The 17,983-nt window shown below is 67.8% G+C and carries 13 protein-coding genes; 5 read left to right on the forward strand and 8 right to left on the reverse strand.

Annotated elements, in window-relative coordinates:
- Positions 1-45: 45 nt before the first annotated feature.
- From AC1Z3W_RS33220 to AC1Z3W_RS33235, 4 genes are all read right to left on the reverse strand, one after another.
- Positions 46-1,371: an ABC transporter substrate-binding protein gene (locus AC1Z3W_RS33220; protein WP_057929283.1), complete on the reverse strand. Its 1,326-nt coding sequence runs from the start codon at positions 1,369-1,371 to the stop codon at positions 46-48.
- Positions 1,372-1,467: 96 nt separating this feature from the next.
- Positions 1,468-2,820, reverse strand: coding sequence for a D-tagatose-bisphosphate aldolase, class II, non-catalytic subunit (locus AC1Z3W_RS33225; protein ID WP_057929284.1), 1,353 nt, complete (start codon positions 2,818-2,820; stop codon positions 1,468-1,470).
- Entirely contained in the window at positions 2,808-3,764 is a 957-nt protein-coding gene (locus AC1Z3W_RS33230) for a sugar kinase (RefSeq protein WP_057929285.1), read from the reverse strand. Before AC1Z3W_RS33230 ends, AC1Z3W_RS33225 begins: the two co-directional genes overlap by 13 nt.
- Positions 3,765-3,858: 94 nt before the next feature.
- Entirely contained in the window at positions 3,859-4,635 is a 777-nt protein-coding gene (locus AC1Z3W_RS33235) for an L-iditol 2-dehydrogenase (RefSeq protein ID WP_057929286.1), read from the reverse strand.
- A 329-nt stretch (positions 4,636-4,964) separates the two neighbouring features.
- Between AC1Z3W_RS33235 and AC1Z3W_RS33240 the strand changes: the two genes are divergently transcribed.
- From AC1Z3W_RS33240 to AC1Z3W_RS33255, 4 genes are read left to right on the forward strand one after another with little or no spacing between them, the layout of a single operon-like run.
- Positions 4,965-5,426, forward strand: a complete 462-nt coding sequence (locus AC1Z3W_RS33240) for a Fur family transcriptional regulator (RefSeq protein ID WP_014896195.1) — start codon at positions 4,965-4,967, stop codon at positions 5,424-5,426.
- Positions 5,427-5,474: 48 nt separating this feature from the next.
- On the forward strand, positions 5,475-6,389 hold the full coding sequence (locus AC1Z3W_RS33245; protein ID WP_483509330.1) for a metal ABC transporter solute-binding protein, Zn/Mn family: 915 nt from the start codon (positions 5,475-5,477) through the stop codon (positions 6,387-6,389).
- A gap of 13 nt (positions 6,390-6,402) precedes the next feature.
- Complete coding sequence (locus AC1Z3W_RS33250; protein WP_175825047.1) at positions 6,403-7,299, forward strand: ABC transporter ATP-binding protein; 897 nt, start codon at positions 6,403-6,405, stop codon at positions 7,297-7,299.
- Positions 7,292-8,077, forward strand: coding sequence for a metal ABC transporter permease (locus AC1Z3W_RS33255; RefSeq protein ID WP_124833676.1), 786 nt, complete (start codon positions 7,292-7,294; stop codon positions 8,075-8,077). The genes AC1Z3W_RS33250 and AC1Z3W_RS33255 overlap by 8 nt, the downstream gene beginning before the upstream one ends.
- A gap of 331 nt (positions 8,078-8,408) precedes the next feature.
- Here the strand turns inward: AC1Z3W_RS33255 and fghA are convergent, their stop codons facing one another.
- Both fghA and AC1Z3W_RS33265 read right to left on the reverse strand, forming a co-directional pair.
- A complete protein-coding gene (fghA, locus tag AC1Z3W_RS33260) occupies positions 8,409-9,257 on the reverse strand; it encodes an S-formylglutathione hydrolase (protein ID WP_483509331.1) in 849 nt (282 codons plus the stop codon).
- Between the two features lie 292 nt (positions 9,258-9,549).
- Complete coding sequence (locus AC1Z3W_RS33265) at positions 9,550-10,986, reverse strand: xylulokinase (protein ID WP_483509332.1); 1,437 nt, start codon at positions 10,984-10,986, stop codon at positions 9,550-9,552.
- Between the two features lie 449 nt (positions 10,987-11,435).
- On the opposite strand from AC1Z3W_RS33265, the gene AC1Z3W_RS33270 reads away from it, so the two are divergent.
- Positions 11,436-12,812 carry a nucleobase:cation symporter-2 family protein gene (locus tag AC1Z3W_RS33270; protein ID WP_057929293.1) on the forward strand — a complete coding sequence of 459 codons (1,377 nt, stop codon included), beginning with the start codon at positions 11,436-11,438 and terminating at the stop codon, positions 12,810-12,812.
- A gap of 440 nt (positions 12,813-13,252) precedes the next feature.
- Here AC1Z3W_RS33270 and AC1Z3W_RS33275 read toward each other — a convergent pair whose 3' ends face one another.
- Entirely contained in the window at positions 13,253-14,776 is a 1,524-nt protein-coding gene (locus tag AC1Z3W_RS33275) for an efflux transporter outer membrane subunit (RefSeq protein WP_057929294.1), read from the reverse strand.
- Entirely contained in the window at positions 14,776-17,976 is a 3,201-nt protein-coding gene (bpeB, locus tag AC1Z3W_RS33280; protein WP_483509333.1) for an efflux RND transporter permease BpeB, read from the reverse strand. The genes AC1Z3W_RS33275 and bpeB overlap by 1 nt, the downstream gene beginning before the upstream one ends.
- Positions 17,977-17,983 lie beyond the last annotated feature (7 nt).

Here is a 17,983-nt window from a genome sequence, read left to right on the forward strand (position 1 = left end):
GCTTCGGCAACGCGCACCGTGCGCCAGCGCACGGTGCGGGCCGCGTTATTTCTTGTAGCCGGCCTGCCGGACCGCGCGGTCGGCGGCGGCCTGCCCGGCGGCGAGCGCCTGGTCGACCGTCATCTGGCCGGCCACCGCGCCCGCGATCGCCTGGCCGACCACCGTGCCGAACGACTGGAATTCAGGAATCCCGACGTACTGCACGCCCGTGTACGGCACCTTCTTCAGCGACGGATCGTTCGGGTCGGCCGTCTCGATCGCCTTCAGCACGAAGTCCGAGAACGGCGCGGCGGCCTTGTACTCGGGGCGCTGGTAGGTCGACGTGCGCGTGCCCGGTGGCACCGACGCCCAGCCCTCGTCCTTGCCGACCATCTCGATGTACTGCTTGGAGGTCGCCCATGCGATGAACTTGCGCGCGGCGTCCTGCTGCTTCGACGTCTTCGGCACGGCCAGCGCCCACGCCCACAGCCAGTGCGAGCCCTTCGGCGTGGCGGCGACCGGCGCGGCCGCGAAACCGATCTTGTCGGCCACCTGCGACTGCTGTTTGTTATAGAGCATGCCGGCCGCGACCGTCGCGTCGATCCACATCGCGCACTTGCCCGATGCGGTCAGGGTCAGGTTCTCGTTGAAGCCGTTCGAGCTCGCTCCCGGCGGGCCGTCCTTCTTCAGCAGGTTCACGTAGAACGTGATCGCCTTCTTCCATTCCGGCGACGTCAGCTGCGCGTTCCAGTTTTCGTCGAACCAGCGCCCGCCGAACGTGTTCACGACCGTCGACACGTACGCCATGTTCTCGCCCCACCCGGCCTTGCCGCGCAGGCAGATCCCGTAGGTACCCTTCGCCTTGTCGGTGAGCTTGTCCGCGAACTCGGCGATCTGGTCGTAGGTCGGCTGGTCGGGCATCTTGAGCCCCTTCGCCGCGAACAGGTCCTTGCGATAGAACGTCATCGAGCTTTCGACGTAGAACGGCAGCGCATACAGCTGGCCGTTGTACGACAGGCTGTCGCGCGCGGTCTTCACGATGTCGTTCAGGTCGTAGTCGGCGGGCAGCCCCGTCATCGGCGCGAGCCAGCCGCGCTTGCCCCACTGCGGCGTCTCGTAGGTGCCGATCGCCATCACGTCGAACTGGCCGCTGCCGGTCGTGATGTCGGTGGTCGCGCGCTGGCGCAGCACGTTTTCCTCGAGGATCACCCAGTTCAGCTTGATGTCGGGGTTCGCCTTCTCGAACGCCGGCGACAGCTTCTTCAACTCGATCATGTCCGGGTTGTTCAGCGTCGCGATCGTCAGCGTGCCGGCGGACGCCGCGCACGCGGCCGTCGCGAGCGCGGCTCCGGCGAAGCAGCGTACGGCGGCATCGAGCATCTTTCGTTGCATGGCATGTCTCCTGTGATTGTTCGAACTGTCGTCGGTGTTGCGTAATGCGTATGGCGTATTGCGTGTGTCGTGTTGCTCCGTTTCCCTCGCGGCCCGTCACGCCGGCCGCTGCATGCCGCACGCGCGCGCATAGTGCGCGATCACGTCGCGTATCCGGTGGCGCACCCATGCGCGCGGCGCCTTCGCGAGCCCGCCCGCGCGGCACGCCGCGTACACGTCCGGCAGCCACTGCGCGACGAGCGTCTCGGGCACCGGCTGCCGCGCGAGGTTGTCGAACAGCTGCTCGACCGCCGCCGCGACGGCCGGCTGCAGCCAGTAGTAGCGGATCCGGTCGCTGTAGCTGAACTGACGCGCGAGCCGCTGCTCGGTTTCGTCGCCGCGGTAGTACGGCGCCCAGTGCTCGGGCTGCGCGCGCATCGCGGCGTCGACCACATCGCGCAAGCGCGAGCGTTGTGCGACGTCGTCGATCAGCGCGTCCTCGATGAAGGTGAGCGCGAACAGCGCCTCGCGCAACGCGAAAGTCAGCGCGGGGCCGACCTTCAGCACCGCGAAATGGTCGCGCACGAGCGCGGCGAGCGCGCCTTCGGTCTGGTAGTCGGTCGAATGCGCTTCGAACACGAGGCGCGGCGTGCGCAGGATGCTCGCGCCGAGCGACGCGGCCTTCGCGCTGTCGTAGTCGAGCACGCGGCGATCGTCGAAGTCGACGCCCGGCTGCGCGACGATCGCGACCACGCGCGTCCATGCAGCGTCGAGCCCGGCCGCCGCGAATGCGCCGCGGTGCGCATCGAGCGTCGCGGCGATGCTGTCGCTACGCGTGACCGCGATCCGCGCGATCGCGTCGCCACCTCCATCGCCGGCCACTTCGCCGCCCGGCGTCGGCACCTCGGTGCCGATCACGTAGACAGGCGCGACACCAGCGTGCGCCGCCGCGTCTTCGGCCGCGCGACAGAGTTCGGCCGCACGCGCGGCGATCGTCCGGTCGTCGAGCCGCACCGGATCGTCCGCGCACGCCATGCTGGCATCGAGGTGGATCTTCTCGAACCCGGCTTCGACATAGGCGGCGACCATCGCGGCCGCTTCGCGCATCGCGTCGGCCGCGCGGCGGTGCCGCCACGGGTTCGGGCCCAGGTGGTCGCCGCCGAGCACCAGCGCCGACGGCGCGAGCCCGCAGCGTTGCGCGATCGCATCGACGTCGCGCCGGAAATCGGCCGGCGTCATGCCCGTATAGCCACCGAGATGGTTCACCTGGTTGCAGGTCGCCTCGATCAGGAGCGGCGAGCCGTCCGCGCGCGCGGCTTCGCACGCGGCCTCCAGCACGAGCCGGTGCGCGCTGCAGATCGAATAGATGCCGCGCTGCGCATCGGCGCGGTTCGCGTCGAAGATCATCCGCAACACGGTTTGCGCGTGCGCGGTGCGCGGACGCTCGGCAGTCGTCGTCAGGCCGGACATGCGACACCTCGTTCGGTCAGGAAACCATCGATCTCGGCCGCGCTGCTGTTGCCCTCCATCGGGCCGCGCCGCGTGACCGCGATCGCACCGGCCGCGTTCGCGCGGCGCAACGCGACCTCGATCGGCATGCCGGCGACGAGGCTCGCGACCAGCGTGCCGCCGAAGCAGTCGCCGGCGCCGGTCGGGTCGACCTCGTCGACCTGAAACGCCGGCGCTTCGGCACGGTTCGCACGGTCGAACGCGACGCTGCCTTGCGCGCCGCGCTTCAGCACGACGCGCTCGAGCAGCGGATGCGTCGCGAGCAGTCCAGCGATTGCGCGCTCGGCCGGCTGCGGCCCGCAGAAGAACGGCAGGTCGGCTTCGCTCGGCAGAAACAGATGGCACGCGGCGAGCATCTCGTCGAGTGCCGCCCGCATCGGGCGAAAGCTCAGCATTTCGGGACGCACGTTCGGGTCGAACGACACCTTCGCGCCGACGCGCGCCGCTTCGATCACGCCGCGCTGCACCGCCGCGATCGCCGATTCGCTGGTCAGCGACGAGCCCATCACGTGGAAATAGCGGCAGCCGTCGAACATCGCGGTATCGACGTCGGATGCGTCGACGCACGCGGCCGCGCTGGTGGACAGGCTGAAGACGAAGCTGCGCGCGCCGTCGTCGCGATACGCGACGAACGCGGTGCCGGTCGGGCGCGCGACGCGACGGATGCGCGCGACGTCGACGCCATCATGCGCGAGCCGCGCGACGATCGCGTCGCCGAACGCATCGCGGCCGACGCAGCCCGCATACGCGACGCCCGCGCCGAGCCGCGCGGCCTGGTCGGCGAAGATCGCCGGCGCGCCGCTCGGAAACGGGCCGGCGAACAAGCCCGGCGTGTCGAAACCCTGGCCGCGCTCGGCGGCGACGAATTCGGCCAGCAGTTCGCCGGCGACGACGATCTCGGCCATCAGGCGTGCCCTCCTCGTTCGACGGCAGTCGCGACGTGCGGCGCTGCCGCTGCGTCGCGGGCCGGCCGGCTGGTTGCACATGCGAGCGGCGCCATCAGCTCATCCAGTTGCCGCCGTCGACGTTCAGCGTCTGGGCGGTGATGTAGTCGGCGTCGGACGACGCGAGGAACAGCGCGGCACCCGTCAGGTCGCCCGGCACGCCCATCCGACCGAGCGGCACGGCTTCGCCGACGAGCCGCTTCTTCTCGCCGGGCGGGCGATGCTCGTAGCGCGCGAACAGCGCATCGACCTGCTCCCACATCGGCGTGTCGACCACGCCCGGCGCGATGCCGTTCACGTTGATCCGGTGCGGCGCGAGCGCGAGCGCGGCCGACTGCGTATAGCTGATCACCGCGGCCTTGGTCGCGCAGTAGTGCGAAACGAGCGCCTCGCCGCGACGCCCGGCCTGCGACGACATGTTGACGATCTTGCCGCCGCGGCCCTGCTCGACCATCCGCTGCGCGACGGCCTGCATCAGGAAGAACAGCCCTTTCACGTTGACCGCGAACAGCCGGTCGAACACGTCCCAGGATTCGTCGAGGATCGGGCGCATGTCGAACAGCGCCGCATTGTTGAACAGGATGTCGACGCCGCCGAAGCGCTCGACGGCGGTCGCGACGATCCGCTCGATGTCGTCGCGGCGCGTGACGTCCGCGGTGACGGCCACCGCGCGGCCGGGACTGGCCTCGATCAGCCGTGCGAGCGAACCGGCCGCCGGCTTCACGTCGACCAGCACGCAGCGCGCGCCTTCGTCCAGATAGCGTTGCGCGACCGCTTCGCCGATGCCGCTTGCCGCGCCCGTCAGGATCGCGACCTTGTCTTCCAGTCTCACTGGTTGTCTCTGGTTCGTTCTGCTGCTCGAAGGTCGCAAGGTGAGCGAACGCTCGCTGACCGATCAATTGCTCTGTTGTTGATCGAATGATCGGCCACGCGATTCGCGCTGTCAAGGCGACACGGCGGCTTTCGATGATGCGCTGCGGCACGGCGGCACCGCGCACGGCCCCGCGCGCCAAGCCTGATAAGGCATGGCACGCGGAGTGCAGCGCGGCTGAAACATCGATGAAGGGGACGAAGCGTGTGTGGGGAGCGGAATTCGGGCTGCACGGCGGAGGAGATACGTTATATCATCGCCATACTTCGTTTCATTGCCTGCTTCACGCCATGGCTACCTCATCACCCATCGACGCCCGGTTGTCCCGGGCCGACGCATTCGCCGCCGAGCATGGGCTCGCGTGGACGCCGCTGCGCCGCCAGGTCTACGAACGCGTGCTGGCCGCGCAGCGCCCGATCGGCGCGTACGACCTGCTCGCCGAGCTCGAACCGCAGCGCGGCCGCGTGCCGCCCACGACCGTCTATCGCGCGCTGGATTTCCTCGTCGAGCACGGCTTCATCCACCGGATCGAATCGAAGAACGCGTTCTTCGCATGCTGCGAGATCGGCGTGCCGCATGAAGGCCAGTTCCTGATCTGCGATTCGTGCGGCGAGACCGTCGAGATTCCGGGCAGCGACCTCGCGAAGCAGTTGTCCGCGAGCGAGCCTGCGCACGGGTTCGAAGTCCACCACCAGGTCGTCGAGCTGAACGGCCTGTGCGGGCACTGCAAGGGCAAGCCCGCGCAACGCTGACACCGCATCGGGCGGCGTGCAGCGCCGCCCCTTCCAACGAGGAGTTCCATGCCCATTGCCCTGAAGCGCGCGCCGCGGCGCGCCCTGCCGTTTGCCCGCCTGCTGGCCGCCGCGGCTGCCGTGCTGTCGATCGCGGCGCCCGCATTCGCGCAGGCCGCGACCGTCAACGTCGTCGCCGCCGAGAATTTCTATGGCGATGTCGCGTCGCAGATCGGCGGCCGCCATGTCGCGGTCACCAGCATCCTCAGCAATCCCGACCAGGATCCGCACCTGTTCGAAGCGAGCCCAAAGACCGCGCGCGCGCTGCAGCACGCGCAGGTCGTGATCTACAACGGCGCGGACTACGATCCGTGGATGGGCAAGCTGCTCGGCGCGTCGAAGCAGGCGAAGCGCGCGACGATCGTCGTCGCCGATCTCGTCGGCAGGAAGGCCGGCGGCAACCCGCACCTGTGGTACGACCCGGCGACCATGCCGGCCGCCGCGCGCGCGATCGCGGCCGAGCTCGGCCGTGCCGACCCTGCGAACAAGGCCGACTACGACGCGAACCTGCAGAAGTTCGTCGCGTCGCTGAAGCCCGTTGACGACAAGGTCGCCGCGCTGCGCGCGCAGTACAAGGGCGTGCCCGTGACGGCCACCGAGCCGGTGTTCGGCTACATGTCCGACGCGATCGGCCTCGACATGCGCAACCAGCGCTTCCAGCTCGCGACGATGAACGACACCGAAGCCAGCGCGCAGGACGTCGCCGCGTTCGAGAACGACCTGCGCAAGAAGCAGGTGCGCGTGCTGATCTACAACAGCCAGGCCGAAGCGCCGATGACCAAGCGCCTGCTGAAGGTCGCGCGCGACGGCGGCGTGCCGAGCGTGAGCGTCACCGAGACGCAGCCTGCCGGCAAGACTTTCCAGCAATGGATGGCCGGCCAGCTCGACGCGCTCGCGGCCGCGCTTTCCACCAGCAAGAAATGACCCACGCAACGACATGACCGCCACTCCTCACGCACTCGCACTCGATCGCGTCACGCTCGAACTGGGCGACCGCACGATCCTGCGCGACGTCAGCTTCTCGATCGAACCCGGCGAATTCGTCGGCGTGCTCGGGCCGAACGGCGCGGGCAAGACGACGCTGATGCGCGCGGTGCTCGGCCTCGTGCCGGTCACGGGCGGCACGCTGTCGGTCGGCGGCGTGCCGGTCGTACGCGGCAACGCGTCGATCGGCTACATGCCGCAGATCCGAAGCGGCCTCGCGAATCGCCGGATGCGCGGCTACGACTTCGTCGCGATGGCCGCCGACGGCCATCGCTGGGGGCTGCCGCACACGAACGCCGCAACGCGGCGCGACGTCGACCGCGTGCTCGACCTCGTCGGCGGCCCGACGCTCGCGCGCCGGCCGCTGTCGGAACTGTCGGGCGGCGAGCGGCAGCGCCTGCTGCTCGCGCAATGCCTGCTCGGCAGCCCGAAGCTGCTGCTGCTCGACGAGCCGCTGATCAGCCTCGACCCGAACCACCAGCGCGGCGTCGTCGAACTCGTGCGCAACGTGCAGCGCGAGCTCGGCATCACCGTGCTGTTTTCCGCGCACGAACTGAATCCGCTCCTGAACGCACTCGACCGCGTGCTGTATCTCGGCAACGGCGTCGCGGCGCTCGGCACCGTCGACGAGGTGATCACGAAGCCCGTGCTGTCGCGGCTCTACGGCTCGCCGATCGACGTGATGCGCGTGAACGGCAAGATCTTCGTGATGTCGGGCGACGTCGAAATCGAAAAGCACGATCACGAACACGAGGACGACGACGGCCACTCGCACGGCGGTGGCAATGGCGGCGGCCACGGTCACCACCACCACGGACACGCTCATCCCGGGCATTCGCACGATGTTTGAATACGACTTCATGATCAACGCGTTCGCCGCGTCGGGGATCGTCGCGGTGCTCGCGGGCATCGTCGGCTACTTCCTGGTGCTGCGCGGACAAACCTTCGCCGGCCACGCGCTGTCGCACGTCGGCTTCACCGGTGCGACCGGCGCGGTGCTGCTCGGCATCTCGCCGATCTGGGGGATGGTCGGCTTCACGCTGGCGGCCGGGATCGGGATGGGCGCGCTCGGCGAACGGCTCGCGGGCCGCGACGTCGCGATCGGCGTGATCCTGTCGGGCGCGCTCGGCTTCGGGCTGCTGTTCCTGCACTTCTACACGTCGTTCGCGACGCAGGTCACGGCGCTGCTGTTCGGCAACGTGCTCGCGGTCAGCCACGACACGCTCGCGGTGCTGGCCGGCATCGGCGCGGTGAGCCTCATCGCGCTCGCGCTAATCGCGCGGCCGCTGCTGTTCGCGTCGCTGCAGCCCGAACTGGCCGAAGCCAAGGGCGTGTCGCTGCGCACGGTGTCGATGCTGTTCCTCGCGGTGTGCGCGCTCGCGGTGGCTGCGGCGACGCAGATCGTCGGCGTGCTGCTGGTGTTCACGCTGCTGGTCGGGCCGGCCGCGGCCGCACAGAACGTGTCGACGCGGCTGTCGACCGGCGTGCTGCTCGCCGCGCTGTTCGCGCTGTTCGAGGCGTGGGTCGGGATCGCGCTCGCGTATCACACCGACTGGCCGACGAGCTTCTGGATCACCGCGCTGTCGGCGCTGGTGTATGGGGCAAGTCTGTTGCGGCGTCACACATGACACATACGGCACGGTTACAGTCAGATGAGGCGAGTCGTGTACCGAGCCGCAGTAACCGCATGGGTACTTGTAGCGTCAGTGCCGCTTGCAAGGCTGTGCCTTACTCACGAGTCGTTCGCACTACCGATACCTGAGCGTGCGTGGGCTTGGCTCGTCACGCACGTTCCCGGGTTCTGGGACGGCGAGGCCGGCGACGATCTCGTGATCGTCGTGCATTTGCTGATAGCACTGGCGGTCGTGATGTCTGTGACATGGCTCGCCTTGCGCATGCTGCGAAAGGCGAAGCACCACGCCACCCGATGATGCGAAATGGCGTGGCCAGTTTGTCGCACTAACGCGCCAGCACACGCGCATGATGCGCGATGTGATCGGCGATGAACGTCGAGATGAAGTAATACCCGTGGTCGTAGCCTGCATGACGGCGCAGCGTCAGCGGTTGCCCGGCCTTCTCGCACGCGGCTTCGAACACGTCCGGATTCAGCTGGTTCGCGAGGAACTGATCGGCGAGGCCCTGGTCGACCAGGATGCCGTCCGCGAACTTCGGCGCATCCGCGCGCGCAACGAGCTCGCTCGCGTCGTGCTGCTTCCACGCGTCGCGGTCCGCGCCCAGGTAGCCCGAGAACGCCTTCTCGCCCCACGGGCAGCGCGTCGGCGCGGCGATCGGCGCGAACGCCGATACCGACCGGTACAGGTCGGGATGACGCAGCGCGAGCGTCAGCGCGCCATGCCCGCCCATCGAGTGACCGAAGATCCCGAGCCGCGCACCGTCGATCGGCAGCTCGGCCGCGACGAGTTCGCGCAGCTCGCCCGTCACGTATGACTCCATCCGATAATGCGTCGACCACGGCGCTTGCGTCGCGTCGACATAGAAGCCCGCGCCGACGCCGAAATCCCACGCGTCGCTCTCGCCCGGCACACCCGCACCGCGCGGGCTCGTATCGGGCATCACGAGCGCGAGACCGTGCTGCGCCGCATACTGCTGCGCGCCGCCCTTGATCGCGAACGTCTCCTCGGTGCATGTGAGCCCCGCGAGGTAGAACAGCGCCGGCACGCGGCCGTGCGCCGCCTGCGGCGGCAGGTACACCGAGAACTTCATCGACAGGCCGATGGCCTTCGAATCGTGGCGATAGAAGCGTTGCTCGCCACCATGGCAAGCATGAGAAGAAACGAGTTCGAGCATGGAGTTCCCTTCCGTTCAATGCAGCACGATCGGGCGAATCGATTCGCCCGACTTCATCGGGTCGCAGCCGTCGCCGAGCGTCTCGAGCGGCAGCGTGTTCGGACCAGGCGCCGGCTTTCACCTTCGCCGCGTCACCCGTATACAAGCACGTGCCGTGCGGCGTCGCATGCGGCACGGCGAAACCGTATCGTGCTCGCCATGATCGCCGATCACGCTACCCGCCGCGCGCGCGAAACAGCCGCCGGCTTGCCGGGACGCGTCATCGCTGACGCAAAACGACAAGTGCCCGAGTTTAAACGCCGGTCGTGAACCACGCATCCGTGCGCGCATACAGATCGACGAAACGCGCATGACGGGCGGCCAGCGCGCGATCGTCGCGCGGCGCGGCGACCGGTGACGCAGCCGGTGCCAGCGTGCGCAGCGCATCTTCGCGCCAGTGTCCGATCGCGACGCCCGCGAGCAGCGCGGCGCCGCGCGTCGCGGCGTTCGGGCAATCGACTGCGTCGAGCGACGCGCCGAGCGCATCCGCGAGCAACTGGCGCCAACGCGGATCGACCGAGCCGCCGCCGGCGAGACGCAGCGTCGTCACCGGATCGGCCCGGTTCGCGTCGCGGATCGCATCGAGCCCCGCGCGCAGCGCGAACGCGACACCTTCGAATGCGGCGCGCATCATCGCGCCGCGCGTGTCGCCGAGCCCGAGGCCGAGCCAGCCGCCGCGCGCATCGGGATTCATCCACGGCGAGCGCTCGCCCGTCAGGTACGGCAGAAAGCAGAGCCGCTCGGACGCCGGCTGCACGAACGCGTCGTCGTACGCTTCCGGCCAGCCCGAATAGCCGAGCCAGCCGCGCACGGCTTCGAGCGCGATCCCGACGTTCTGCATCGCGGCCATCGTGTAATAGCCGTCGCCGGCCGCCGTGCGATAGCGATGCAGCCCGCGCCGGGCAGGCGGCAACGCATCCGCGAGCACGACGATCTGGCCGCCGCTGCCGGTGGTCAGCAGCGCATCGCCGGCCGCGACGAGCCCGCTGCCGAGCGCCGCGCACGCGGTATCGGCCGCGCCCGTCGCAAGCGGCACGCCGGCCGGCAGCCCGAGCACCGCCGCCGCCTTCGCAGCGAGCACGCCGCAGCGTGCGCCCGACGCCTGCACCGGTGCGAACCGGTCGGCAGGCAGGCCCAGCGAGTCGATCAGCGCCGTATCCCACGCGCCGTCCGGTGTTGCGAGCGCGGTCGCGCACGCATCGCTCGGATCGGCCGCGACCTCACCGCCCAGCGCGATGCGCAGCCAGTCCTTCGGCTGCACGGCACGGTGCGCGGCCCGCAGCGCCTGCGGTTCATGCGCGGCCAGCCAGCGCAACAGCGGGCCCGCCATGCCGGGCGCGACGGGATTCGGCGCATCCTGCCAACCGGCCTCGTCCGCTTCGCGCACCGCGCGCGTATCGGGCCACAGCAGCGCAGGACGCACCGGTTGCCCGGCAGCGTCGATCAGCACGACGCCGTGCATCTGGCCGGAGAAGCCGATCGCGGCGACTTGCTCGCGCTCGTCGGCCGGCAGCCGCGCAGCGGCGCGCACGAGCGCCTGCCACCAGATGTCGGGGGCGATTTCGGCCCAGCCGGGCCGCGGCGACGACAACGCATAGGGTTCGCTCGCAACCGCGCGCTCGACGCCATCGGCATCGAGCGTGACGAGTTTGACGGAGCCGGTACCGAGATCGATTCCGAGCAGGCGCATGACGGGATGGTGTATTCGAGTAGACGAATACCGATGATAGCGGGATCGCGACCCGCGCCCCGATCGATGCGGTGTTTTTGCCGCCGCGGCGGCGCGAAAACGCGGCCGTGCGCGGGCAGTATCACCCGGCTGCACCTCGCGGGCAAAAACAGCCTCTCGCGGGTTAACCCGGCGCGATTTCTCGCAGGTCGTTTTTGCCAATATGCCGCCACTGCGATACACACCATAAAGCCACCTATATTTGACACGGGGGCCCGCACTATTTTGAAGGGCTATAAAACCGGGAAACCTCACTCCAGCGGCAGTTTCCCGATGATCGTCCCCCTGTTCCAGGCCGAAACGGCATATCGAACCAGCAAAGAACGGAATAGAACCCAGCGCTCTTGTTGCGATGGTGCATTCCGCATAACTTCGTATCACCCCGAAAACAAGATCATGGAGTGAGACAGATGCAATCGAACACGGTCCATCCGTGCGATGAGGTGCTGCCGACCGGCAAGCTTGTAACGCTTGGTCTCCAGCACGTCCTCGTCATGTACGCCGGCGCCGTCGCCGTGCCGCTTATCGTCGGCGGCGCGCTGAAGCTGCCGAAAGACCAGATCGCGTTCCTGATCAGCGCCGATCTCTTTTCGTGCGGCATTGCCACGCTGATCCAGACGCTCGGCCTGTGGATCTTCGGAATCCGCCTGCCCGTCATCATGGGCTGCACGTTCGCGGCAGTCGGCCCGATGATCGCGATCGGCACCAACCCCGGCCTCGGCATTCTCGACATCTTCGGCTCGACCATCGCGGCCGGCATCATCGGCATCGTGCTCGCGCCGATGATCGGCAAGCTGTTGCGGTTCTTCCCGCCCGTCGTGGTCGGCACCGTGATCGCGGTGATCGGGCTGTCGCTGATGGAAGTCGGGATCAACTGGGCAGCCGGCGGCGTCGGCAACCCGGAATACGGCAGCCCCGTCTACCTCGGCCTGTCGCTGCTCGTGCTCACGCTGATCCTGCTGATCAACAAGTACGGCCGCGGCTTCCTCGCGAACATCTCGGTGCTGCTCGGCATCGTCGCCGGCTTCGTGATCGCGTTCGCGATCGGCCGCGTGAATACCGACGGCGTGGCGCACGCACCGTGGGTCGGCTTCGTGATGCCGTTCCACTTCGGCCTGCCGCACTTCGACCCGCTGTCGATCGCGACGATGGTCACGGTGATGTTCGTCACGTTCATCGAATCGACCGGCATGTTCCTCGCGGTCGGCGACATGGTCGATCGTCCGGTCAACCAGGAGCGCCTCGTGCGCGGCCTGCGCGTCGACGGCCTCGGCACGCTGATCGGCGGCATCTTCAATTCGTTCCCGCATACGTCGTTCTCGCAGAACGTCGGCCTGATCGGCGTGACGGGCGTGAAGAGCCGGTTCGTCTGCGCGACGGGCGGCGTGATCCTGGTGCTGCTCGGCCTGTTCCCGAAGATGGCGCAGGTCGTCGCGTCGGTGCCGCCGTTCGTGCTCGGCGGCGCGGGCATCGTGATGTTCGGGATGGTGGCGGCCAACGGCATCAAGGTGCTGTCGAAGGTCGACTTCGTGAACAACACGCACAACCTGTTCATCGTCGCCGTGAGCGTCGGCATGGGCCTCGTGCCTGTCGTGTCGCCGCACTTCTTCTCGAAGCTGCCGCCCGCGCTCGCGCCGATCCTGCACAGCGGCATCCTGCTCGCGTCGGCCACGGCCGTGATCCTGAACATCGTGTTCAACGGCGTGAAGGGCGAGAAGGACGCGCGTTGCGACATCCGCCGCGCAGGGCATGACTTCGACGGGCGCCCGGCCGACGTGCATCACTGATCGGCCTGCGCCGGACGCGCCGGAACGCGGCGCGAGACGGTCAATGGAAAACGCCACGGCTTGCCGTGGCGTTTTGCTTTGTGGTGGGCGCAGGACCGACGTTGACGGCGATGGGATGATGTTCGTGCCGTCACGTGATGCGCCGGTGCGCTGGCGCGGCGGCCGATGGCGGGTCGCAACAACCCCACCGATCGAATGACCGGGCATCCAGGCGGGATCGCAGCGTGTGTCGTCGATCGGTTTCGTCGAGCAACCTGCGTGAACCGAAGAACGACGGTCGGCTCGAACTCGCCACATACCTCACCGCGCACCCTCGACCCACGCGACAAACCTGCCGCACAAAAAAAACGCCACGGATTGTCGTCCGTGGCGTTGTCGCATCGCGGGGACCGCGGCGTCGGCGAACCGGAGCGGTCGCCCGCCCCTGCCCGCCGTCGGGCTTATCCGTTCGTCGCCGCTGCCGACGCAGGCGCCGGTGCGGCCGCCTTGTCGTAGTCGACCGTCTGGTCCGGCGCGCGCGGCGTCTCGCCCGCGTGCTGGATCCAGCCGCCGCCCAGCGCGCGATACAGATCGACGAGGTTCGTCCAGCGCGCCAGACGCGCGTTGATCAGCGACTGCTGCGCGGTGTACAGATCGGTTTGCGCGGTCAGCACCGACAGGTAGCTGTCGACGCCGTTCTTGTAGCGCAGGTCCGACAGATCGAAACGACGCTGCTGCGCGTGCTCGTTGCGCTCGAGCGCGGCGATCTGCTGGTCGTACGTGCCGCGTGCGGCCAGCCCGTCGGACACTTCGCGGAATGCCGACTGGATCGCCTTCTCGTAGTTGGCGATCTCGATGCGCTTCTGCACGTTCGCGAGGTTCAGGTTCGCGATGTTCTGCCCGCCTTCGAAGATCGGCATCGTGATCTGCGGCGCGAACGACCACGCCGCCGTGCCGGCCTTGAACAGGCCGCCGAGCGTCGGGCTCGCGGTACCGAACGCGCCAGTCAGCGAGATGCGCGGGAAGAACGCCGCGCGCGCCGCACCGATGTTCGCGTTCGCGGCGAGGAGCGTCTGCTCGGCCTGCATCACGTCCGGACGGCGCGTGAGCAGGTCCGACGGCAGACCGGCCGGCACGTCGGTCAGCAGGTTCTGCGCGTCGAGCGGCATGCCCGCCGGCAGATCGTCCGGCAGCGGCTCGCCGATCAGCAGCACCAGCGCGTTCAGCGCCTGCGCGCGCGCGCGCGCCTGCGCCTGCTGGTTGGACAGCGCCTGCTCGACCACCGTCTGCGCCTGACGCAGCTCGAGCTCGGAGCCCGTGCCGTTGTCGAACTGCAGCTTCGTCAGGTCGTACGACGCCTGCGCGGTCTTCAGCGTGTTTTCCGTGACCTTCAGCAGGTCGTCGGTCGACAGCAGCGTCAGGTATTGATCCGCGACCTGCGACACGAGCGAGATCTCGGTGCCCTGCCGCGCGTACGACGTCGACAGGTATTGCGCGAGCGCCTGGTCCTTCAGGCTCTGGATCCGGCCGAACAAGTCGAGCTCCCACGACGCGGACAGGCCGACGTTGTAGGTGGTCGTGATGTTGCGGCCCGGCACCGCCGTCAGCGAATTCGGCAACCGCTGACGATTGCCGGTGCCCGTCGCATCGAGCGTCGGGAACAGCCCGGCGCGCGTGATCTGGTACTGCGCGCGCGCCGCCTCGATGTTCAGCACTGCCACGCGCAGGTCGCGGTTGTTCTTCAGCGCGATCTCGATCAGCCGCTGCAGGCGCGGATCGACGAAGAATTCGCGCCAGCCGATGGCGGTCGCCGCCTGGCCGTTCGCGCTGCGCGCGCCGGCAGCACCCGGCTGCGTCGCATAGACGCCGCCGGCCGGGTACGCCTGCGCGACGGGCGCATCGGGCCGCGTGTAATGCGGCGCCAGCGTGCAGCCCGTGGCCAGGAGCGCGACCGCGATTGCAGTCAAAGCGTGTTTTTGCATCATCACTGTCCCTTGTTGCCTTCGTCACCGTTGTCCGGCGTCTCTTCGTGGTGCGAGTGCTCCTGAGCCAGGCGCAGCGCCGCGTCGACGTCTTCCTTCTCGCCGCTGAAGATCGCACGGATCTTCACGAAGAACATCGGGATCATGAAGATCGCGAGGAACGTCGCCGTGATCATCCCGCCGATCACGCCGGTACCGATCGCGTGCTGGCTGGCCGAGCCCGCGCCGTTGCTGATCGCGAGCGGCATCACGCCGAGAATGAACGCGAGCGACGTCATCAGGATCGGACGCAGCCGCAGGCGCGCCGCTTCCAGCGCGGCCTCGATCGGCCCCATCTTCTCCGTCTGCTGCAGTTCGCGCGCGAACTCGACGATCAGGATCGCGTTCTTCGCGGACAAGCCCACCGTGGTCAACAGGCCGACCTGGAAGAACACGTCGTTCTCGAGACCACGCATCGTCGCCGCCAGCAGTGCGCCGATCACGCCGAGCGGCACCACCATGATCACCGAGAACGGGATCGACCAGCTTTCATACAGTGCCGCCAGACACAGGAACACGACCAGGATCGAGATCGCGTACAGGATCGGCGCCTGCGAGCCCGACTGGATTTCCTGGAACGACAGGCCGGTCCACGAATAGCCGATACCGACCGGCAGCTTCTTCGCGAGCCCTTCCATCGCGGTCATCGCCTGACCGGTCGACTTGCCCGGCGCGGCCTGACCCTGGATTTCCATCGCGGACACGCCGTTGTAGCGCTCGAGCTTCGGCGAACCATACGTCCAGTGACCGGTCGCGAACGAACTGAACGGCACCATCCCGCCCGACCCGTTGCGCACGTACCAGATGTTCAGGTCTTCCGGCGTCATCCGGAACGGCGCGTCCGACTGCACGTACACCTTCTTGATCCGGCCGTCGGTATCGAGGAAGTTGTTCACGTACTTCGACGCCCACGCGATCGAGAACGTCTGGTCGATCGCATCCGCCGTCACGCCGAGCGCGTTCGCCTTCTCGCGATCGATGTCGACCTTGTACTGCGGCGTATCGTTCAGCCCGTTCGGACGCACGCCCTGCAGCGTCGGCTCCTTCGCGGCCATCCCGAGCAGCTGGTTACGCGCGGCCATCAGCGCGTCGTGGCCGAGACCGGCGTTGTCCGTCAGCTCGAAGTCGAAGCCGGCGGCGGTACCGAGCTCCGGAATCGACGGCGGGTTGAACGGGATCACGATCGCGTCCTTGTAGCCCGAATAGCGGCCGAACATCCGGCCGATCAGCGCCTGGACCTTCTGGTTCGCGTGCTGACGCTGCGAGTAGTCCTTCAGCTTCACGAACACGAGACCGGAGTTCTGGCCGCGGCCGGCGAAGCTGAAGCCGTTGACCGTGAACGCCGACTCGACGATTTCCTTCTCGTCCTTCAGCAGGTAGTCGGAAATGTTCGCGAGCGTCTTCGCGGTCGTTTCCTGCGTCGAACCCGACGGCGTCTGCACGATCACGAACATCAGGCCCTGGTCTTCATCGGGCAGGAACGACTTCGGCAGGCGCACGAACAGCAGCCCGACCGCGACGATCACGACCAGATAGATGATGAGCCAGCGGCCCGAGCGCTTGATCACGTGGTGCACGCCGACGTGGTACTTGTCGCGGCTGTTGTTGAACGTGCGGTTGAACCAGCCGAAGAAGCCCTTCTTCTCTTCGTGATGGCCCTGCGGGATCGGCTTGAGGATCGTCGCGCACAGCGCGGGCGTCAGAATCAACGCGACCAGCACCGACAGCACCATCGCCGACACGATCGTCAGCGAGAACTGGCGATAGATCGCGCCGACCGAACCGCCGGAGAACGCGACCGGCACGAACACCGCCGACAGCACGAGCGCCACGCCGACGAGTGCGCCGGTGATCTGGCCCATCGCCTTGCGGGTCGCCTCCTTCGGCGACAGCCCCTCTTCCGCCATCACGCGCTCGACGTTCTCCACCACCACGATCGCATCGTCCACCAGCAGGCCGATCGCGAGCACGAGGCCGAACATCGACAGCGTATTGATCGAGAAGCCAACCAGCGACATGATCGCGAACGTGCCGAGCAGCACCACCGGCACCGCGATCGTCGGGATGATCGTCGCCCGCAGGTTCTGCAGGAACAGATACATCACGAGGAACACGAGCACGATACCTTCGAGCAGCGTCTTGACCACTTCCTCGATCGACAGCTTCACGAACGGCGTCGTGTCGTACGGATACTTCACGACGAGGCCATGCGGGAAGAACGGTGCGAGCTCGTCGATCTTCGCGCGCACGGCCTTCGCGGTCGCGAGCGCGTTCGCGTTGGTCGCGAGCTGGATACCGAGTGCCGCGGTCGGCTGACCGTTATACTTCGTGTCGAAGTTGTAGTTTTCGCCGCCGAGGCCGATCTGCGCGACGTCCTTCAGGCGAACCTGCGAGCCGTCCTGGTTGACCTTCAGCAGGATGTTGCCGAACTGCTCGGGCGTCTGCAGCAGCGTCGATTCGGTGATCGTCGCCTGCAGCACGGTGCCCGGCTTGGCCGGCGTGCCGCCGATCTGGCCGCCCGCGACCTGCACGTTCTGCGCGGTGATCGCGCTCGTCACGTCGACCGGCGTGAGGCCGTAGTTCGTCAGGCGGGTCGGGTCGAGCCAGATCCGCATCGCGTACTGCGAGCCGAACAGCGTGACGGTGCCGACGCCGTTCAACCGGCTGATCGGATCCTTCACGTGCGACGCCACGAAGTTCGCGAGGTCGTACTTGTTCATGCTGCCGTCTTCGGAGTTGAAGGCGAGCACCAGCAGGAAGCTGCTGCTCGACTTCGTCACCGACAGGCCCAGCTGCTGCACGACCTGCGGCAGAACCGGCGTCGCGAGCGACAGCTTGTTCTGCACCTGGACCTGCGCGATGTCCGCGTTGGTGCCCGGCGCGAACGTCAGCGTGATCGTCGCGTTGCCCGAGTCGTCACTGGTCGACGACATGTACAGGAAGTGGTCGAGACCGCTCATCTGCTGCTCGATCACCTGCGTCACCGTGTCTTCCACCGTCTTTGCGGAAGCGCCCGGGTAGTTCGCGGTGATCTGGATCGATGGCGGCGCGATCGTCGGATACTGCGAGATCGGCAGCGTGAAGATCGCCGCAACCCCGGCCAGCATCAGGATGATGGCGATCACCCACGCGAAGATCGGGCGATCGATAAAAAACTTTGCCATGAAACAG

This window comes from Burkholderia sp. 10_S31 (genome assembly GCF_056930375.1).